Raw genomic sequence first — 20,795 nt, 5'->3', positions numbered from 1 at the left:
GCGCCGTTACCCGCGGCCAGACAGCCAAAGGCCTTCAGAAAGGAAATTCCATGAAATTCTTTCATTATGACAAAACACTCAGCATTATGAAGACACCCCAGGGCACGATGACCCTGTCCCGTATTTTCGTTCCGTTTTTTACGGAAATGCTGCTGCTCAACATGATGGGCACCATCAATACCCTTATGCTCTCCCATTACTCAGATGACGCGGTGGCTGCCGTCGGCTCTGCCACCCAGCTTCTGGGGATGATACTCACCTTTTATACCGTGATCGGCACAGGTGCCTCCATTGTGATCAATCACAATCTGGGCGCGGAAAATACGGAAAAAGCTTCGGATGCAGCTCTCACTTCCATTATCCTGTGCGGTTCCCTGAGCCTTGTTCTCGGCACCTGTCTCTCCCTGGCTGCAAAGCCGCTTTTGGGTCTTATGCATCTGGAGGGACAGGTATTGGATTATGCGGTCACTTATTTCCGGATTGCGGTGCAGTTTTCCTTTTTCCAGGCAGTGACCTCCAGTATCTCCGGCATTTTCAGAAGCTACGGTAAGCCTAAGATATCTGTCTGTGTCTCCCTGACCATGAATGGCATGAATGCAGCACTGGCTTATCTGGTCATTTTCCGGCCTATAGAACTTCCTGTCTCAGGGGTAACCGGTATTGCCGCCGCCTATGTGTGCAGCCAGCTTTTCGGACTGCTCCTGATCCTTACCTTCCTGCGGAAAATACCTCTTGGGCTGCATTTCAGACAGAAAACCCCTGCCTCTCTGAAGATTGCCGTGACCATGCTGAAGGTAGGAGTTCCGGGCGGGATCAGCAGCATATCCTACAACCTCTCCCAGGTGGTTTCCACCTCCATCATCGCCATTTTAGGGGTTGCTGCCATTTCCACCAAAATCTATGTATCCAATATTGTCTTTTATGTATATGTGTTCGGCATGAGTCTTGGGCTGTCCACCTCCCTGATGATCGGCTGGCTTGCCGGAGCGGGGAAGTATGAACAGGCATACCGTCTGAACCTGCAGAATCTGAAACTGACCATAAGCGCCAATGTGATGCTGTCCTTTCTGATCTTTCTGCTGGCGGAACCACTGCTTGGATGCTTTACCTCAGACCCGCAGATCATTTCCATGGGCAGGCATCTGATGCTCATCGATATACTGGTGGAGATAGGCAGAGGATTTAACCATGTGGAGGAAAATTCCCTGCGCGGTGCCGGTGATGTGATCTACCCCATGGCAGTGTCCATGATATCCTGCTGGACCATGAGCATTCTATTTTCCTACATTCTCGGAATCCGCATGGGGCTTGGGCTGACGGGATGCTGGATTGCCTTTGCCATGGATGAATTTTTCCGGGGCACCGCATATCTGATACGCTGGAGATCAAGAAAATGGACCACGAAAACAGTCGCGGTCCATGTCTGAAAAAGCCGTTTTGCCGGCTCTCCTATTTTCTCTGTATACGGCCCGAATCCATCTCGTATACGAAGTCGCACAACTGCCGGATATCTTCCTGGTTATGGCTGGCAAGCAGTATGGCAGTTCCTTTTTCTTTTAATTTCAGCAGTAATTTACGGATATCTTCTACTCCCTGATTGTCCAGGCCATTCATGGGCTCGTCCAGAATTAAAATGTTCTGTTCCTCCATGATGGCCTGGGCAATTCCCAGTCTCTGGCGCATCCCCATGGAATATTTGCCGACTTTTTTATTCTTCTGCTCCGCAAGGCCCACCAGGTCTAAGACAGCATTTATCTTTTCCCTGTCAGCCTTACCGTTCAGTCCCATTAAAAATTCCAGGTTTTTGTAACCGCTGTAATGCCTCAAAAATCCCGGTGATTCTATGATGATTCCCAGATTTGACAGGGTACTTTTGTCCTTTCCCACAGCTTTTCCTTCTATCTGTATCTCACCCCTGTCTGTCTGCAAAAAGCCGCAGATGCATTTAAAAAGCACCGTCTTCCCGGAGCCGTTTCTTCCTATGATTCCGCAAATACTCCCCGCATCTGCCTGTAAGCTGACATCATGCAGAACCTCAATATTTTTAAATGATTTGTAAACATTTTTCACTTCTATGGTATGGTTCATTCTTCAACCTCCGGAAGATCTTTGTGCAGGATACCGTATATACATCCCAGGAACAATATGGTGATCAAGACACCCAAAATAAGGATTTGCTGTATGGCGTCAGGGCCTCTGTAAGTGGGACTGTAAAACAGATACGAGGGGTCCAGCCAGGCCGCGGTTGCCAGATAATGAATAGGGGTCGGCATAAAAGAAAGGCGGTATGGAGCCAGGAGCACCAGCATTGCGGCCGCAATCCCTGCCTCACGTCTCAGGAACAGATTGCAGAAAAACAACACCAATCCAATCAGAACCGCATTTAAAATTCCCATCAGACAGGTCCAGCCCAGGGCCTCCATAGGCTTAAACCGATTCAAGATATCTACAGGCACCAACAAAGGGATTCCGCTGTTAAGTCCCGCATCTGTCCGTGCCAATGTATTCCAAACATTACCCCACTCATTTCTGAATGAAATATGGGGAAACAGAAAAATCAAACTCATAAGGTAAAGCATAAGAAAATATAACACGCTGCCCAAAACAATATAACATATCTGTCCCATTGCCCATACGATTTTTCCGGTTCTTATGGTCAAAAACATTTGGGAGCGGTTAAAAAACGGTGCATTGCTGAACAACAGAGCCACCCCTGCCAGAAAACAGAAAATAACCGATGGATGGATAAATAAAAAGCTGAATAAAAAAGGAGTTGCTTTCAACTGATGCATTTCCAAAAATGTGCGGAGGGAAGACATCAATGTACTTAAAAATATGAAATTACAGATAACGATCATATATAGTCTGGGATTGCGGATCAATTGTATTAACTGATATCTGGTTATCCGCAGAATACGATGTCTATGCTTCATACTCGTACCTCCTGATCCCAAAATACAACAAAATGCAGGAACCTATGTAAAAACAGAGTGCAAATATGGCAATATACAGAAAGAACAGAGTACAGGGCTGATTGGTACTGACCACCCAAAACATACTTTCCACATCTGCAGAAAATTTTATTATATAATTGGAAACAAAAATCAAGATAAAAAATAAGACAGGCGGTACACACAATACCAGGAAGCCATCCCGTATATAAGCAGACAAAGCCAAAGATGCCGCCGCCATACAACTGCAGCAGATTCCATTCACCAGCGTTTGAAGAAAGATAAATCCCATTGTGTGCTCAGGAAGCATAAATCCAAAGGTTGTAATCTCTTTTAAATTTTCCACAGCCAGGCCGCTGTCTGATACCAGCGGATACTGGGTCAATTCAAAAGCCAGGTACAAAAAAGTTCCCAGGCAATAGACTGCAATAGTTCCAATAACACAGACCAATACTTTGGATATTACATATTTTTGAAGTGAAACCCTGCAGAGTATATTTTTAATTTCATGGTCCTGCATATCTTCACATACGCTTAATCCATAAACACCATTACAGACTGCCATAGTAATATATACAACTGTACTCCGCCCCACTGTTCCAAAGAATATCCCCAAAACATCCATTTCCAGGAAAAACCTCCGGCTGTTCCAGTACCATAAAATCGCTGCTGCCAGAACGATCAGTACAAACCTCTTATTTAGAAAAGCCCTCTTCATATCCATTCGAAAAATTCCCATATAATTCTCCTGTTTTATATAAACCCAGAGTTCTAAATATTTCTTCTATGCCCGGGAGGTTGAGTGCAAAAGCCGCCAAAGCTGTCTGCCCCAACCTCCAACTGAGCAGTCCGGTTAAACTGTCAATTCCTGACCATTCACAGCATCTATAACTATTTTACTTTCAAAAGAATAATCCTCACCCGAAACTGTCGTGTCAAAAACCCATACCGGCCTTAATTCAGCCGTATAATCCTTCCCCGGAATTATATCCATCATGAAAGAAATCCGTTTTACCTCATAGGAGGTACCGACAAGGCCCTTATAGTTTTCAAAAAATGTGTCGGCCGCTTTATCAAGTGATATTAAATCCACCGCATCCGTCTGTGTCCACGCATAACATCCTTGAATACCAGCCCCTACTATGCCGGATGGATTCAACATAACTGTGGCCTCCTCCCCGTCTTCAAATCCCTGACCCGTGTAAAGATTATAGATAATAGGAATCCCGTTATATTCCTGCCGAAAATAAAAATAATAGGTATCATCTGCCGAAGACCAGGATTCTTTTTTCAGGGAGGGGTCTGCTTCTCCGCTGATATCTGTTGTATCCTCTTCCTGCTGCATGGTCTCATGATCCATAACATAAGCAGTTACCACCTCGCCCAGATTGATGCCATACTTTTTAAACAGCCGGCGGACAGTATCTGCAGCATCTGCCTGGCTCATGAAATCCAGATTTTCTTTCTTCTGGTATAAATCTGCATTATATTCTTCTGCAAAGGTTTCTGTGACAATGCAGTTGGAGTAATGCTGATATAATCCGGAATTTACTATAAATTCACAGGAATTATTATAAGCAAGGACAAATGCATTATCTATATCCTCTAAATTTTCCAGAGAAAAAAAGGCGCTGTCGTCTTCATGATCAAACTGCAGGGAAATATCAGGCGGAAGCAGATCATTTCTTATCTCTTCACTCATTTCACTCAAAGGCAGAGGTTCTCCCGATGCACAGTAAACCGTGTTTTCCTTTACTGCATCCGGAATCACCACATCAGCATCTATACTGATGTTTTCTTCTTTTCTTGTGAATGCAGTGACCGATGAATCAAAGAATGCACTTTTTGACTCTTGACTGGCATTTGTCTTTGCTTCTTTTTCTGAATCCACTGAAGAGAGCTGTTCCTTACTGCCACAAGAAATCAGTCCCACTCCCAAAATCGCATATAATATGATAAATCTTAAAATCAACTTCTTCACAATGGAATCCCCTCTTTCTCGAATATATTAAATAATCTGTTTTACATATAATCATGTATTGACAATACCATATCAATAGCAACTCGTCAACATTAATATAATGTAATCAAATTACCTTTATAAACTTTGTACATTTTTGCCAATTATTTATATTGACACTTTGTGCAATACATCTTATTCTTATAAGGAAAGGAGGATAATATGATATCACTTTTTGAAAAAGAAGAAGCTGTCATGTATACAATCTGGGGTATAGGGCACCCTTGCGTAATTTCTGACATCTTAAAGACTAATCCGGAATTGAACAGAAACACGGTTGTAAAGGTTTTAAAAACACTTACATCAAAGGGGTATATTAAGGTAGACTCTATTATTAAAACAGCAACAAGAACAGGGAGGGGATATATACCCATAATACAACAAGAAGATTATGAGGCACAAAAACAATTAATGCATATGATTGTTGAAAGTCCCACCCCTCAAGATGGGATTTTACAATACTGTTCTACACTAGCTAATGGCAAACATTTAGATGCTGCGTTTATAGATGAGATGGAAAGACTACTTGATAATCTTAAATCAAAGGAGAGCTAAAATATGGAGTTATCGTTACCTGCATTAATAACGTGTTCTATATCCATGTCCCTTCTCAGTATTATCCTTTACATTGCATTAAGATGGAACTATTTATTAAAAAAAGTGGGGATTCTAAGTGTTTATATATTAATGATTTTAACCATCATAAGAGGGTGTTTTCCACTGGATATATATAAACCCGGACTAACTAAGACATATGAATCATTAGTGATAATACCGGCAATACAGAAAATAATTATGACCCCTGTCACTTATGAGAACCATCATTCTTTTTCTGTCTTGGACTTAATAATCATCATGTGGATTGTTATAGGATCATTCTTATTTATCAAAAAATCCGTTGGGTATTATCGCTTAAAACAAAAAATTTCTCAAATGCCCAGATTATCATCAAATAATATCAACCAGGTGTATCAAAGAGCATTTCTAAATGTTTTTAAAAGTAAAAATCATAACATTGAAGTGATCAAAATGGAAGGGATATCCACCCCTGCTGCTTTCGGCCTCTTTCATCCGGTAATATTACTACCTAACATTGAGTTTACAGAAACGGAACTTTACTGTGTTTTATTACATGAATTAATACATATTAAACATCGGGACTGGGGGATAAAAGTCATTATGGATTTTATTTCCTGTATTCACTGGTGGAATGTATGTGTATCCATTTTGTTACCATCCATGTTACAACAAATTCAGGAATTATATGTAGATCATTCAATGGAAGCTATAGTTCCAACCCAAAACAGACTTGACTACGCCAACAGTATATTAAAAACATTGAGACATGCCCAAAGTAACAGAAAACAAGTGATGGATCAAACTTCTTATTACGCCTTATGTAATTTGTCGAATAAAAAGAACCTTCGGCAAAGATTTTATTATATAGAAAAATGGAAACATAAAAAAAAGTCAAATACCTTTATTGCATTTGCAGTAATACTCTTCATATTTTCCTTCACTTTCGTTTTTGAAGCGCGTAATTTACCGGAATACGACCAGAATGGAGATGATGTATTTTATTTAGAAAAGGACAACTCTTATTACTTAAAAAATGGAAATTTTTTTGATTTATATCTTAATGGAGAATATTTTTATACTACAGAAGATTTAACACAAGTTCCAAATGATTTTAAAGACCTGCCTATTTATGAGAAAGGGGATTTTAAATGAAAAAAAGAATACTTATTTGTTTAACAAGCTCTATGTTTATCTTGTCAATTTGCCCCGCCATTAATAATTCTTCTTATGATTTCTCAATAAATACCGCGTCATCAATTGATAGTACCGTGTTACCTAAAAAAGATATTATTGGATATCAATATAAAAAAGTCAATAATATAATTTATAGGCGATTATATAATTTCTCTGCCAATAAACCCTTAGGTGATTGGGAACGTATTTAATACCATTGTTAAGTTCTTATTCCTGCTCGCTGAATAACTTAAAAACTAATCCTATATAAACAGCAGGACATCGCCTTATCAGCGATCTCCTGCTGTCTCTTTCTTCTTCCCCACACACTGCCGCACCCCCGCCATAGTCCCATACTGCCCCGGTGATATCCCCGTATATTTTTTAAACACCTTGCAAAAATACCCGTCGTCCCTGAATCCCACCCGGTATCCCACAGCGGATATCTTCATGGATGTGGTTGCGAGCAGTTCCATGGCGCGGTGTATCCGTATCTCGTTGAGGCAGACGAAAATAGTTTTTCCGATATTCTTTTTGAACACCCGGTTCAGATAATCAAAATTACAGGAAAATTCCTCCTCGATCCCTGCACCGGATATCTGCCGGTGGTAATTTTCATTGAGATAATTCAGCAGCTCATGGACTCTGTGATAGGAGGATGGAATCCCATGAGTGGGCCTGACCGTCCAGGAAGACAATGCCTCCCTGGAGATTGTCACCAGTGCCTCCATAAACCTGCATTCACAGGCTGTCTTGTAATTTTCCATCTGGTTCCTGTGCTGCTCCATGGCTTCCTGAATCAACTGCAGCACCCGCAGATAGCCGCTCTTTTTTCCCAGGGAGACGAATTTCGGCAGCCAAAGGCAGTCATCCCGGTACCTTTTGTAGGAACCGCTGTCCTGCTGCAGACAACTGCCCCGGATTTCCAGAAGATTTTCCATAAACTCCTGGTCCTCATCCCTTCTGCATATCTGCGGATGGCGGAAATGGATATAAAAATACTCGCATTCTGAGGCCTTAATCCCCTCATGCACAAAGTCTGTATCTAAAAGGAGTATGTCTCCTTGCCGAAGCTCATACTCCTTTTGGTCTTCCTTTAGATACAGCACTCCCTGCTTCATGATATAAAGAATATATTCATCCGGCTGCCGCCTTCTGTGCACATAGGGCGGTTCCAATACCGCTGTGTCCACCAGGCGGATCTGAGGCAGGATATTTGCGTTGATCTCATAATACATTTACTGCAGGCACCTCTTTTTGTCAGCCAAGATCCGGTTCTTCGCAAAGGGCGATCGTGCCCGGCGCTTTCCCCTCTGTCTCGAAAATAAGGATGGTATTCTGTCCCTTTTTCAAAAGCGGTCCCGGTATATATAAGCGCTTCTGCGGACCGATCTCCCAGAAACGGCCTATATTAAATCCATTGACCAGAACACATCCTTTTCCCCATCCTGAGAAATCAAGGAAGGTATCCCCTGTCTCCTCCGCCTCAAATGTAAACTCATAGAATCCCGGCTCTCCTTCGTTTACCGGAACATCAAAGTCCAGCCCGCTTAAATCCTCCATGGGCAGGCAGTATTCCGTCCAATAATAGTGCTGGTGTCCATTGATCTGCACACTTCTGTCAATCCCCTTACGCTGCTGTTCCAGCGCGGGTCCGAAATTTACGCGCCCCATATTTTCCATGAGAATAGAGATTTTTTCTCCCTTCTGTATCGGGCTTTCAAACTCATATTCTGTCAGCAGCTCTCTGTCATACAGTGTCAGTACCGGCTTCTCATCCACGAACATATTTGCCCTGTCGTTTGCGCCCCAGAGACGGATTTTTTCGATTGGCCCCTCACATTTCAAAAGACTTTCATACATGATATATCCGTATCCCTGTCCCAGTTTTTCCATGGACCGGGGGTATACACTTGCAGCAGGTTCTGCAATATTTTTCAGATTTCCGAAGAGACCTGTCTTTCCGGATACCTTCAGGGTACCGTAATCTTTTCTTTTTATCTCTGTGCTCAGAGTAACTTCCGGAACCTCTGCATATTTGCTGATCACCTGGCGGAATGCCTGGTATTTCGGCGTGATCCTGCCATCCTCAGTCAGCAGCGCATCATAGTCGTAGGATGTTACATCAGGGGTCAGTACATCGTAATAATTAGAACCATTGGTAAAACCGAAATTGGTACCGCCCTCAAACATGTAGATATTGACATGACCCTCCGATAAAATTTCATCCAGATCCTTCACGTGTTCCTCCAGATCTCCTGTCTGGTGGCACTCCACACCCCAATTGTCAAACCAGCCCACCCAGAATTCCATGCACATAAGGGGCTTGTCTCCTATTTTCTCCCGCATAATGGAGAACTGTTCTTTTCCCTTTGAGCCAAAATTTCCGGTCTGCAGTACGCCCTCGACTTTTCCGCAGTCAAAGGCATCCCCCCACGGGCCGTCCGATGTGACAAGGGGTACCTCACATCCGCAGTCGATCATAAGATTCTTCATGTATTCCAGGTATTCCCTGTCATCGCCATAGTAACCGTACTCGTTCTCCACCTGCATCATGATCACCGGTCCGCCCTGGGTGATCTGCAGCGGTGCGATGACCCGGAAGAGCTTTTCGTAGTATTCTCTCACATGCTTCAGATACGGTTCATACATGCAGCGCAGACGCATGTTGTCCTCTTTTAAAAGCCAATAGGGAAGTCCGCCGAACTCCCACTCCGCGCAGATGTACGGGGACGGCCTTAATATCACCATCAGCCCCAGCTCCTGCGCTGTCTTCACATAGCGGGTAATATCTAAAATACCGTCAAAATCAAACTGTCCCTTCTCCTTCTCATGCAGGTTCCAGGGTATGTAAGTCTCCACCGTATTGCATCCCAGCGCTTTTAATTTTTCCAGTCTGTCCCTCCAATATTCAGGTACCACACGGAAATAATGCATTCCTCCGGAAATGATCTTGATCTTTTTTCCATCCAGATAAAAATCTTCTCTTATCTCAAATTTTTCCACTTTCTGCTCCTCTCTGAACTTTGCATTGTTCATACAGCAAATGGGAATGCCAAATGCCGGACACTTTTAGCTGCGCCAGTATTGGTATTCCCATGCTTATTTACAAAAACTTCCTGCTTATGATTTTATCACTTTTCTGCTTTGAAATCATCAATATTTTTCTGGATTGATGCTTTTACTTCATCGTAACCGGCTGCTTTCAGTTTTTCTCTCATCTCGTCGATCGCCTTTGCAGGATCCTCATATTTTCCGTATCCAAGCTGCGGAAGGTATTCGGACAATACGTTTGCGATGGCTGCCTGCTGTGTCTCGATGGCGTTTTTGTCAATGATCAGGTTCTCAAATTCATAGTCGTATGCAATCTTGTCGTAGTTGTCGATCATATCCTGGGTTCCGTCCCACCAGCTCTCATTCTGCAGTTCCAGTTCATCGTTACGTCCGCACCAGAAGTTTGCATCCACTTTGTCTGTGGCCTCATCCCATCCTTCCGGATATGCCAGTTTGCCGTCATCTGTTACGATATAGTCGGTTCCTTCCACACCATAATTGATGTAGCGGTAGCATTCTTCATCGTTGCGGAGCAGATCGTAAACCATAAGAGCTCTCTCCGGATGTTTGGAATTGGCGCTGATGGCTGCCGCACCGTGGGTCTTGATGGGTTTTGACACATTGTTGTTTTCCTGTCCCCAGTAATACATCTTTACATCAGAACCAGGCTGTTTGACATCCATGTTGGGTTTTACCTGTGTATAGTAGGTCTGGCTGTGGTGCTGGTCTGCTGCACAGGTACCTGCATACATTTCTACTCTGGTATCCCCGTCGTAATTCATAGCATCCTCACGCCATACACCGATCTCGTTCCACTCTTTCATCAGCTCTGCTGCTTCATAGATGGTGTCATCCTCCATATACGGGGAGGAAACAATATACGGATCTTCTTTGGATGTGAACCAGAATTCATAGTTTCCTGCATTGCATCCTACAAGCGGGCGGTAATTTGTGTTTGATAAGATATAAGGTTCCAGAAGGCTTCCCAGATTGTTCTTTCCCGCATCCCACGGAACCACATCCGGTTTGTTCTCTTTTACCCATTTGAAATATGTAGTCATTTCATCGAATTTTGTGATGGTGCCATCCGGGATTCCGGCCTCTTTTGCCCAGTCACCGCGGTACATCATTCCATGATTTGTATACTGGGTGTAGTTGTCTTCCGGAATGAACATGATCTCGCCGTCTAATTTACAGATATCCCAGTTACCGTCTGCCTCTACCTGCTCATAGGTCTTGGGCGCATAGGTCTTCAGCATGTCATCTGTCAGCGGCAGGAATGCTCCCTTCTGTGCGTTTTCCCAGCCATACAGCCAGTCTGTGGCGGTTGTGATGATATCAAGAGAGGCATCGCCGCTCAGAAGCTGGGTATTATACTGTGTCTGCCAGTCAGCCCATTCTACATAAGTCAGCTCCAGCTCTGCATTTACCTTGTCGGTCAGAACTTTATTCAGTTCCTTTAACATTTCCTCGCATCTGCCGTTGGACGGCTTGTTTCCCAGAACCAGCATGTTGATCACTTCATGACTGGAAGTGTCAATGGTTCCGTCCTCCTTTACCTTGGAACTTGCACCCTCACTTTTGCTTCCGCAGCCAGCCAGGCTTGCTCCCATCAATACTGCCATTGTCAGGGCCAGAGTACGTTTTACTGTCGTATTCTTTCTCATTTTTGATCCTCCACTTATTATAATTGATTCATATAAATCCCTATACGGGAAATTCATATCATACATATAATACTGTCATCCTTTTACAGCGCCTACGGTGATACCGGAGATAAAATATTTCTGCACAAAGGGATATAAAAATATGATCGGGCCTGTTGCCACCACTGCGGTTGCCATTTTCAGCGTATTGGACGGAAGGTCCGCAACAGTGACGGCTGCGCCGGCCATGGAATTCTTAAGCGCGGCTGCCTGGTTAATGATATTGTACAGATAATACTGCAGCGGTTTGAAATCTACCTCTGAACCCAGATACAGGGAGGAGAGATACCACTCGTTCCAGTATCCCAGGGCCAGAAACAGGCCAACCGTCGCCAGTGCCGGTTTCAGCATGGGCAGAACAAGGGAAATAAAAATCCTGAAGTCCCCGGCCCCGTCGATCTTACCGGACTCTGTTATCTCAAACGGTACTGATTTTGCAAAGTTCTTCATCAGAATGATCAGCCACGGTGTCATGAGAAGCTGGAAGAACACGGCAAAATAGGTTCCCTTTAACTGCAGATATCTGGATACCCAGATGAAAGTGGGCGCCATACCTGCGGAAAACAGGGTTGTAAAGTAGATAAAAAAGGAAATCGCGTTTCTAAAAGGAAAATCCTTTCTCTGCAGGGCATATCCGGTCATGGCAATGACGAACAGCCCCACCAGGGTTCCGCAGACCGTCAGCAGAATGGTGACTGCGTAAGAACCCAGTATCATTTTCGGGAAACGGAACACCCAGGTGTACGCATCCAGCGTAAACTCTTTCGGAAGCAGGCCAAAGCCTTCCTTCATAATGACGCTCTCCGTGCTCAGCGAAGCCGATATGATAAGAATAAACGGCAATAGGCATATCAGCGCAAACGCTGTGATCACCAGATACGAAATTATTTTCACAACCAGGGTACTGGTGTCCTGTTTTATTTTTGTCTTATTTTGATTCTGCACTTAATCCACCTCCTAGAATAATGCGTAATCCGGATCGATCCGTTTTACCAGCCAGTTGCTGAACATAACAAGGGCAAATCCGAAAATGGACTGGTACAGCCCCACTGCAGATGATGTTGAGAAGTTGTTCTGCGTCGTCATGGTCCTGTAAACGAATGTCTCGATAATATCCGTTGACTGGAAGAGCTGTGAATTATTGCCCACCAGGTTCCAGAATAATCCGAAGTTACCCTTCATGATACCGCCCAGGGCAAAGAGCAGAAGAATGATAAAGGTAGGTTTCAGGCTTGGCAGGATGATATAGCGGATCCTCTGCCAGCTTGTTGCCCCATCCACCTCGGCAGCTTCCATCATACCGGAATCAATTCCGCAGATAGCTGCAAAGTAGACGACGGAACCGTATCCTGTCTGCTGCCACATCTGGCAGAAAATAATGATAAAGGGCCATATGCCGGCCATACTGTATATCTTGATCGGATCGCCGCCCGTCTCGCGGAGCAGGGTGTTCAGCGCGCCAGTGTCGTAATTCAGGATGTTAAACGCGATGGCTCCGATCAATACTACGGAGATAAAGTACGGCAGAAACATGATCGTCTGGGATACTTTCTTAAAATATTTATTGCGCACTTCATTCAGCATAACAGCCAGCGTGATCTGCACCACATTTCCCAGAACAATAAATACCACATTATAAAGCAGGGTATTTCTGGTCAGTTTCCACAGTTCTCCTGACTGGATCAGGAATTCAAAGTTCTTCAGCCCCACAAAAGGACTTCCGAAAATTCCATCACGGAAATTATAATTTGTAAATGCTATGTATACACCCGGCAGGGGGCAGTAATTAAAGACTATAAAAAACACCACAGCAGGAAGGCACATCAGCAGCAGGGTCCTGTTATCTTTTACCTTTTTCCAGAAAGGCTTTTTCCTGCCCGCCATAACTGCTGTTCCTGTTTTATTTTTCGTTGCTTTCACATCATTCTCCTCCTCTTTTTGAAATCGGTTTCAATAAATGGCTGATTTACTGCTTTTTCTAGGTTGAACGCACGTACATTTCCTCCTGTTCTTGTTATCTTTTATTACAACTGCTCCTTTGCAGCAGATGTTTTTATGTAACTCAACGAACCTCACACCCCTCATGTTGAAACCCGTTTCAATAAGATTATTATTTTACCACTGTATCCGGTGAGTATCTTATGCTGTCTCTTAATCTGTTATCTCACTGCTGTGGACTCCCTGATCATCAGCTTAGGCGGTATGAGCTGCATTTTCGGCGGATTCTTTCCCTCTATGGCCAGAATGGCAGTATCCACCAGAGTGTTTGCAAATCTGTCGTAATTATATCCCACACTTGTCAGACGCGGTGTCTCGGCCTCCGCAATAAACGTGTCGTCAAAGCTTAGAATCGAGATATCCTCCGGTATTAAAAGCCCATGGCGGCGAATCGACTGCACGATGCCCATTGCCATAAAATCGTTGATCGCGATAACTGCAGTGGGAAGCGGCTTCCCGCTGTCAAAAATCCCATCCATCACCTGCAGTCCGCACTCTACGGAATACTCCGGTGTCTCCACAATATCATCCTGGGAAAATTCGATTCCATGCTTTCTCAGGCTGCTTCTGTAAGTGACCCGTTTCGTATAAGTGGAATTTACATCTCTGCGGCCTCCGATGAGGGCAATCTTCTCATGACCCAAGGAGATCAGATGCTCCATTGCGGTCTCCATTGCCTTCTTCTGATCTATATTAACCTGATAGCAGTCACTGCCGTCCAGTTTACCTGTGATCACCACGGGGATTGTGTCTGTGATCTGGTTGATCTTCTCCACATATTCCTCGTCTGATACCATCTCGTCCACTTTGCCTCCGATCATGACCAGTGCATCCACCCGCATCTCGATCATCTTCTGCAGGTTCTGCTCCTGAAGCTCCATATCGTTCAGATAGTTACTGAGCATCAGACTGTATCCTCTCTCGTTGGCAGCCCTCTCACATGCCACGGCAAGTGTTGCATAAAAGGGGTTTCTGATATCCGGGATCAGGAAACCCATGAGCTTCGTCTTTGTACTGCTCAGACTGCGCGCCATGGCATTCGGCCGGAAATCATACTTCTTGATCAGAGCCTCCACCTTGATCCGCTTTTCTGTGCTGACATTGGCATTGCCTGTCAGAACCCTGGAAACGGTCGCCGGGGATACTCCTGCTTCCTTTGCGATATGATACATACTTACTCTTTCTTTTCCCATTGTCTCACCTGTTCATATATTATTAATAGGTAACTGCCGGATACCTTTTCGGGCCATGGCATATTATGTTCAGTATAATATATGAAACCGATTTCTACAAGAAAAATCTTTTCGCTTGCTGCTTTGTCATATTCACCAATCGATTTATCTATATTATAAAGTGTGAATCACAATATGCACATGTAAATATTTTTTTATTTTGGTACTTTTTTTGGTTCCCGGTAAAAATATTGTCATAATTTGTCCATTCCTACAGATTCTTCCTGTATTTGCTGGGGGAGATTCCTGTATTTTTCTTAAACACTTTAATAAAATAGAAGTAATCGTTGTATCCCGTCTGCTCTGCAATGGACTCCACGGAGAGACTTTCATCCGCCAGCAGTTCCTTTGCCTTCTGGATACGTTTTGAGGTAATGTATTCCGAGAAGGAGAGGCCAAGCTCTGCCTTTAACTGGCTGCTCAGATAGCCTGTACTGATTCCGTGTGCTTCCGCCAGACCGGAGAGTGTGATGTTTTCCGTATATCTCTCCTGTATCTCCCGGATTATCTGATTCATCATTGAGGAGTTGATGGGTTCCTCCGGGGCAGTCTCCTCCTCCTCTCCCCGCTCCCGTCTGAAGGCGGCAAGCAGCCTTATCAGAACCTGGTTTAATTTCTCCTGTTCCACCGGTTTCAGCAGATAGTCAAAAGACCCCATTCTGAGCGCGGACTGGGCGTACTCAAACTCCGCATAGCCGCTGATGAAGATCACCTTCACAGCGATTCCTTTTTCCCTGAGCTTTTCCAGTAACTGCAGGCCGTTCAGTCCCGGCATGCGGATATCCGTTATCAGAATGTCAGGCTTTTTCTCCAAAATTTCCTCCATGGCCGCCACCCCATTGTTCGCCTCACCGATCACCTGAAACGGCAGCCCTGATTTCTCAATCTGCTTTTTCAGACCGATTACTACCCATGTTTCATCATCTGCCAGATAAATCCTGTACATATTCCCTTCTCCTTTCTTCAAACAGGCTCAAGCTCATCCGGTATTATAATTGTGATCCTGGTTCCTTCTCCCAGTCTGCTCTCGATCTGAAAGACCACATCATCCCCGTAAAACAGTTTCAGCCTCTGATAGATATTGGCCACCCCGATTCCCTTCTGTCCCGTGGGTCTGCTGTCCAGGTTGTCACGCATCCACACAAGCCTTGCCGGTTCAATCCCACAGCCGTTGTCTTCCACCACAAACATAATATGGTCCTCTCCATGCATGTGTATGGATACATTCACCTCTCCATCCTCCAGCTTCTGTTCCAGGCCGTGGAACACTGCATTTTCCACAAGAGGCTGCAGCATGAGTTTGATCACCCGCTTTTCCTTCACAGCATCCTCCATCTCAATGTCCACATCAATCTTTCCCATGAAACGGTAGTCTATGATCTTGGCATACTCCCGTATATAGCTGACTTCCTCCTCCACACTGACAATATTCTCTCCTTTTACGGCAAAGCGGAAAACCTTGGACAGCGCCATGGTGATCTCCGCAATGTCATCCACCTCATAGTAAAGCGCCATAGAGCAGATGCATTCAAAGGTATTATACAGAAAATGAGGATTGATCTGATTGCGGTAAGCCAGGACCTGAAGCTGCTTTTTGGCGATCTCCGCCTCGTACATTCTCCTCTGTGACTCCTGGATCTCCTGATTCATTTTCTGCCTGGCATCCAGCATATGGTTCAGGCTTTGCACCACCGTGCCGATCTCATCCTCCCTGCCGATCTCCATTCTCTCCTCCGGCCTGTCTACTATCTTCTGGATAAACAGGTCAACCTGGTGAAGAGGCCCCACAAACCGCTTATAGCAGAACCATACCAGCAGTATCAGCAGCGCAAATGCCAGCACATAGGCTATGGTCACGAATTTCTTGCCGTCATCCATGCTGCTGTTCATTTCACTCTCCGGTATGCGGCTGACCACTTTCCACCCGTCCATGCGTACACTGCGCACTTTTACATAGAATTCGTCCGTGCTCCTCATCATACTTCTGTCCAGTTCTTCCAGGCCGTTGTTCCCTCTGGACGCTATGATCTGGTTGTTTCCGTCAAGCAGAAACACCTGTGTATTCTCTGTGGCCTGGGAATCCTCCAGAAGCCCGGACAGATTATCTGTCCGCATCATCATAACGCACATTCCGGTCTGAATGCCGTACTGCCTGTTGTTCAGATCATAGACGGGAAAATAAACCGTATAAAAGGGAACCCCCGCCTGATTCAGATAAAATATATCGCCAAATTCCATCTGCTTCTTCAGCGATTGGACAAAATCCGGGTTATCTGCCGCCTTTCCCATGGCAGCAATCTGATTCAAAGAAGTATCATAGAGATAGATCCCGGCTATGTCACTTTCCAGTAAAACCGTGTTGGAAAATATCTCTGACAGATCCTCTGAGACCATGACTCTTGCCACCGGGTCCATAGTAAAATAATCGTATGTTGTGGGCGCATAGGCCATGGATGTTGCCACATGGTTCAGTGTATCATGGAAATCCTCCATTTTTCCTTCTACCTGGAGCAGTATCTTATCATTCAGGTCTATGGTCCGGTCCCGCAGTATCTTGCCGGAATAGCTGTCGGTAACCGCGTAGGCTGCCAGTAAAAAGAACATAATAAGAGCAGTGAACGCGATAAGCTGAAGCCACAGACTGTCCTTTAATCTCTTCCTCATTGCTGTTCTCTCCCTCATTCCACGTTTACTTTCTCTATTCTACCGCCATATTCCCGGCAGTTTTTCTGATATATCTCATTCTTATAGGCGTCCAATGTCTCAATCCCCATACGCTTCAGGGTCTCTGTCATCTCGCTGTACCGGGCCGCTGCCTCCTCCCGGCTCCCTGCCAGGATAATACGCGGTATCTGTTCTTTTTCATAGGCTCTGATCTTTGCATCCAATATCCCTTCGTCACTCTCCGGAGGAATATCTTCTGCGGTTAAAGGGAGCAGGGACTCATCATAGGACACGGTCCTGTCATGACTGCCAAAGGCTGTATATACCTCTTTTTCCGCTGCCGTACTGCTGTCCTCCTCCGGTTCGGGCAGTATGCTTCTCTCCCAGGAAAAATTATCGAACATCCACCAGGCTCCCTGCCCGGTCTGTCCGTAATCAAGAGACGCGGCTTCCCCTTTTTCACTCTGTACCACATAGCCGTCATCATCCAGCCGGTAATCGCTGCCTTCGTATCCAAAGCTCCAGAACAGCAGTCCCTCATCGCTGGTCATATAATCGATCCATGCCGCTACCTGTTCCGGGTTTCTGCAGTCTTTTGATACAAATGTGCTCAGCCAGCCTGTAGGAGCTCTCAGATTTTTGCCCAGCACCGGTGTCTCCCCCCCGGAGGATAAGACAGGGCCTGAGGAAACCCATTTTGTAAAATCAATCCCGCTGTTGGCTACATTTCCTATGAAACAGAACACGTTTCCGCCAGCCATCAGGCTCTTTATCTTGGTATTTTCATAGGTAAGCTGTTCCGGGGCTGCATAGCCGTTCCGTATGGCTTCATTTAAAAACAGCAGTGCATGCTCTGCCTGAGGCTGCAGCAGGATATCCCGGTAGTTTCCATTTTCATCCACCCGCTCGGCGCCAAAGGTATATTCCAGGAATTTCACTGTGGGATCAATGTAGCCTTTTCCGTCCACCAGAAGAGGGATCACCGCTTCTCCGTCCACATCCAGATGCATATTTTTCATTTTATCCCAGGCTGCCAGAACCTGCTCCTCTGTCTGTACCTCTTCCACGGTGAGTCCTGCTTTCTCCAAAAGCTCCCTGTTCCAGATGATTGCGTTATTGTCATTATAATTGGTCCAGTCCTCGTAAAACTTTGAACTCGGCTTCCAGATCTTTCTGGAATCCTGGGAATTCATATGGGATGGATAGGCATACCAGCCCCCGTCCCGTTTGATCAGCTCTCTCTTAATATCCTCCGGAAATGATTTCAGAAGATGGGACTCCGGGCAGTAACGCTTTAAAAACTCTTCCAGATCCCAGACTTTCCCTGATGTGATGAGCTGGCTGATCGTGGTCTCATTGGTAAGGGAGATGATATCCGGCAGATCATCGTTGAGAAGCATCAGGCTGAGCTGGGCATCCGCGTTCTGGGGTGGTACGGTAATGTCCAGGGCAAGGCCCGTCTTTTCGGTAATATCCCCGGTGATGGTTCCCTCCTCTGTGCTCCAGGAAGGAGGTTCCCAGAAATTCACATCACAGAACAGGGAGGCTCTGGCATAGGAATCTTCTCCCTCTTCTGTAACTGTAGGATTCTGCTCTGCGCCGCACCCGGAAAGCAGGATAAGGCCTGCTGACAGGGTGATCAAAAGTAACTCTCGTATTTTCATCTTTTCCTCCAGGTGGTGACACATACCTGTACCGTTTTGGTGGTTGGGCGGCGGTACAGGGTTCTTAAAAAACGCCTATATCCATAACCAAATACAGATATAAGCGTTTTATGCTCTACTTCATTTCCCACATCGCTTCCACACTTTTTCCACGGTGTGCCAGTCCGATGCACAGCACACTGCCCTCCAGTCCAAAGGTATAGTGCCTCCGGTCAATCTGCTCCAAAGCTTTCGCTGCCAGGCATTTCAGATCACAGGATTCATCCTTTGTGTACTTGAATTCCATGATCACATGAGGGTACACCTCTTTTCTGGAACGAAGCAATATGTCACTTCGTCCCTCGCCCCATTCCCGGTTGCTATTGATATCATAGTCTCCTGGAAGCATTATACAGATACCAAGCATCATCATATGATAACTGTTCTCATCCTTCAGGTCGTGATACGACGGAAGTGTCTCTATTATAGAACGGTATTGTTCTATAAAACTTTCCACATCATTTTGGCGCAGTGCACCGAATAGATTGCTGAAAGAACCTTCCTGTATCTGCAATGCGTATTCTGTCAGGCCGATAAAAGCTGATCTTACCTCTTTGTTCGGTATGCGTATCTGATAATATCCCGGATCCAGCCGTTTTACGATCGTGATCATTCCCGAATTCAGCAAAAGCCCCCACAGTGAGGATGTACCGGGCATTTCATAAAATGAATTCTCTGGCTGAACCGAGGCTGTCAGCGTTCCTGTCTCAATCAGCTTATCATAATTCCTGAAAAACAGTTTATCGCATTGTTCCATTGCTGATCGGATCATTTTATTCTCGCTCGTATTAACCCAGTAGGGTTCCAGTATCCTGCGCTGTGCATAATTGAGAACAGACCAGGGATTATAGATATCTACTCCGGAAAAGGAATATCCGTTATACATTGCCTTCACTTCATCATCCAGTTCCAGACCGTAATAATGCAGAAGAGATTCTGTTTCCGCAGTCGTAAATCCAAAACAATCAGCAAATTCAGGATCCTTGACCGTACAAACAAGAAGATTGTTCAGACCGGAGAAAATATTTTCTTTTGCCACTCTCTGAATCCCTGTGAGCAATGACAGGTGCAGGTACTCGTTGCCCTTCAGTGCAGAAGACAGCATAACTGCAAGTTCACTGTGCACCTCCTGATAAAAGCCGTTAATATGCGCCTCCAAAAACGGGGTATCATACTCATCGATCAGAAGGATCACAGGTCTCTCATAATAATTACAGGCGGTCTTTGATAGAAAATACAGTGCATTGTCTATCCCTGACAGACTTCCCGTATTATAATCCAGCAGTTCCTGAAGTGTCCTCTCATATATCACCTGTTCAATATGGGGAAGATGGGTAAATATACAGGAAAACCTCTGGTATTCAGCCAGCAGTGCAAGTTTTACCTGTTTTACCAGTAATTTTCTATTGCCTTTTGCATCCTTAAAGGATAAGAAAATCACAGGATACTGATTCATTTCCTTTGCAAAACAGGTCTGCATAATTTCTGTATTTTCAAAAATCCCTTCTGAGCTTTTTGTAATATCCAAAAATTCTGCCAGCATAGACATATTCAGCGTCTTTCCAAATCTGCGCGGACGCGTGATCAGAGTGACCTCTGCCCCACGCCTTAAAAATTCGCTTATCATACGTGTTTTGTCTACATAGTAGTAATTATACTCCCTGATCTTGCGGTAATCCTGTATGCCAAGTGCAATATCCTTTACCGGTCCCATA

The 20,795-nt window shown here is 44.9% G+C and carries 17 protein-coding genes; 3 read left to right on the top strand and 14 right to left on the bottom strand.

Going from position 1 to position 20,795, the window contains the following annotated elements:
* Nucleotides 1-50: 50 nt before the first annotated feature.
* Nucleotides 51-1,427: an MATE family efflux transporter gene (locus tag WMO65_RS24345; RefSeq protein ID WP_054350717.1), complete on the top strand. Its 1,377-nt coding sequence runs from the start codon at nt 51-53 to the stop codon at nt 1,425-1,427.
* 22 nt (nt 1,428-1,449) lie between these two features.
* Here the strand turns inward: WMO65_RS24345 and WMO65_RS24340 are convergent, their stop codons facing one another.
* From WMO65_RS24340 to WMO65_RS24325, 4 genes are all read right to left on the bottom strand, one after another.
* Entirely contained in the window at nt 1,450-2,088 is a 639-nt protein-coding gene (locus WMO65_RS24340; RefSeq protein ID WP_148392453.1) for an ABC transporter ATP-binding protein, read from the bottom strand.
* A complete protein-coding gene (locus WMO65_RS24335) occupies nt 2,085-2,933 on the bottom strand; it encodes a hypothetical protein (RefSeq protein WP_054350716.1) in 849 nt (282 codons plus the stop codon). Before WMO65_RS24335 ends, WMO65_RS24340 begins: the two co-directional genes overlap by 4 nt.
* Nucleotides 2,923-3,690, bottom strand: coding sequence for a hypothetical protein (locus tag WMO65_RS24330; protein WP_033141518.1), 768 nt, complete (start codon nt 3,688-3,690; stop codon nt 2,923-2,925). Before WMO65_RS24330 ends, WMO65_RS24335 begins: the two co-directional genes overlap by 11 nt.
* A 114-nt stretch (nt 3,691-3,804) precedes the next feature.
* Nucleotides 3,805-4,932: a hypothetical protein gene (locus WMO65_RS24325; protein WP_148392454.1), complete on the bottom strand. Its 1,128-nt coding sequence runs from the start codon at nt 4,930-4,932 to the stop codon at nt 3,805-3,807.
* A gap of 201 nt (nt 4,933-5,133) precedes the next feature.
* Between WMO65_RS24325 and WMO65_RS24320 the strand changes: the two genes are divergently transcribed.
* Both WMO65_RS24320 and WMO65_RS24315 read left to right on the top strand, forming a co-directional pair.
* Complete coding sequence (locus WMO65_RS24320) at nt 5,134-5,526, top strand: BlaI/MecI/CopY family transcriptional regulator (protein WP_148392455.1); 393 nt, start codon at nt 5,134-5,136, stop codon at nt 5,524-5,526.
* 3 nt (nt 5,527-5,529) lie between these two features.
* The gene (locus tag WMO65_RS24315) at nt 5,530-6,702 is read left to right on the top strand and encodes a M56 family metallopeptidase (protein WP_033141522.1); all 1,173 of its coding nucleotides are present in this window, start codon (nt 5,530-5,532) and stop codon (nt 6,700-6,702) included.
* Nucleotides 6,703-7,013: 311 nt separating this feature from the next.
* Here WMO65_RS24315 and WMO65_RS24310 read toward each other — a convergent pair whose 3' ends face one another.
* The 10 genes from WMO65_RS24310 to WMO65_RS24265 all read right to left on the bottom strand — a co-directional run bounded on the left by WMO65_RS24310 (nt 7,014) and on the right by WMO65_RS24265 (nt 20,794).
* The gene (locus WMO65_RS24310) at nt 7,014-7,961 is read right to left on the bottom strand and encodes an AraC family transcriptional regulator (protein WP_103731192.1); all 948 of its coding nucleotides are present in this window, start codon (nt 7,959-7,961) and stop codon (nt 7,014-7,016) included.
* Between the two features lie 22 nt (nt 7,962-7,983).
* Nucleotides 7,984-9,729: a glycoside hydrolase family 35 protein gene (locus WMO65_RS24305; RefSeq protein ID WP_148392456.1), complete on the bottom strand. Its 1,746-nt coding sequence runs from the start codon at nt 9,727-9,729 to the stop codon at nt 7,984-7,986.
* A 128-nt stretch (nt 9,730-9,857) separates the two neighbouring features.
* Nucleotides 9,858-11,444, bottom strand: coding sequence for an ABC transporter substrate-binding protein (locus WMO65_RS24300; RefSeq protein ID WP_148392457.1), 1,587 nt, complete (start codon nt 11,442-11,444; stop codon nt 9,858-9,860).
* 75 nt (nt 11,445-11,519) lie between these two features.
* Nucleotides 11,520-12,428, bottom strand: a complete 909-nt coding sequence (locus WMO65_RS24295) for a carbohydrate ABC transporter permease (RefSeq protein WP_148392458.1) — start codon at nt 12,426-12,428, stop codon at nt 11,520-11,522.
* Nucleotides 12,429-12,440: 12 nt separating this feature from the next.
* The gene (locus WMO65_RS24290) at nt 12,441-13,403 is read right to left on the bottom strand and encodes an ABC transporter permease (RefSeq protein ID WP_227244186.1); all 963 of its coding nucleotides are present in this window, start codon (nt 13,401-13,403) and stop codon (nt 12,441-12,443) included.
* 239 nt (nt 13,404-13,642) lie between these two features.
* A complete protein-coding gene (locus WMO65_RS24285; protein WP_349064698.1) occupies nt 13,643-14,674 on the bottom strand; it encodes a LacI family DNA-binding transcriptional regulator in 1,032 nt (343 codons plus the stop codon).
* A 250-nt stretch (nt 14,675-14,924) separates the two neighbouring features.
* A complete protein-coding gene (locus WMO65_RS24280) occupies nt 14,925-15,659 on the bottom strand; it encodes a response regulator transcription factor (protein ID WP_054350702.1) in 735 nt (244 codons plus the stop codon).
* Nucleotides 15,660-15,676: 17 nt separating this feature from the next.
* Nucleotides 15,677-17,377 (bottom strand): sensor histidine kinase, encoded by a 1,701-nt coding sequence (locus WMO65_RS24275; protein WP_187370577.1) that lies wholly within the window; start codon nt 17,375-17,377, stop codon nt 15,677-15,679.
* A 14-nt stretch (nt 17,378-17,391) separates the two neighbouring features.
* Entirely contained in the window at nt 17,392-19,041 is a 1,650-nt protein-coding gene (locus WMO65_RS24270) for a type 2 periplasmic-binding domain-containing protein (protein ID WP_103731190.1), read from the bottom strand.
* A 115-nt stretch (nt 19,042-19,156) separates the two neighbouring features.
* Entirely contained in the window at nt 19,157-20,794 is a 1,638-nt protein-coding gene (locus WMO65_RS24265) for an AAA family ATPase (RefSeq protein WP_148392461.1), read from the bottom strand.
* Between the last annotated feature and the right edge of the window lies 1 nt (nt 20,795).

It is taken from the genome of Blautia caccae, assembly GCF_040095955.1.
Classification (GTDB): Bacteria; Bacillota; Clostridia; order Lachnospirales; family Lachnospiraceae; genus Blautia; species Blautia celeris.
This window is presented reverse-complemented; position numbering and strand designations above follow the sequence as displayed.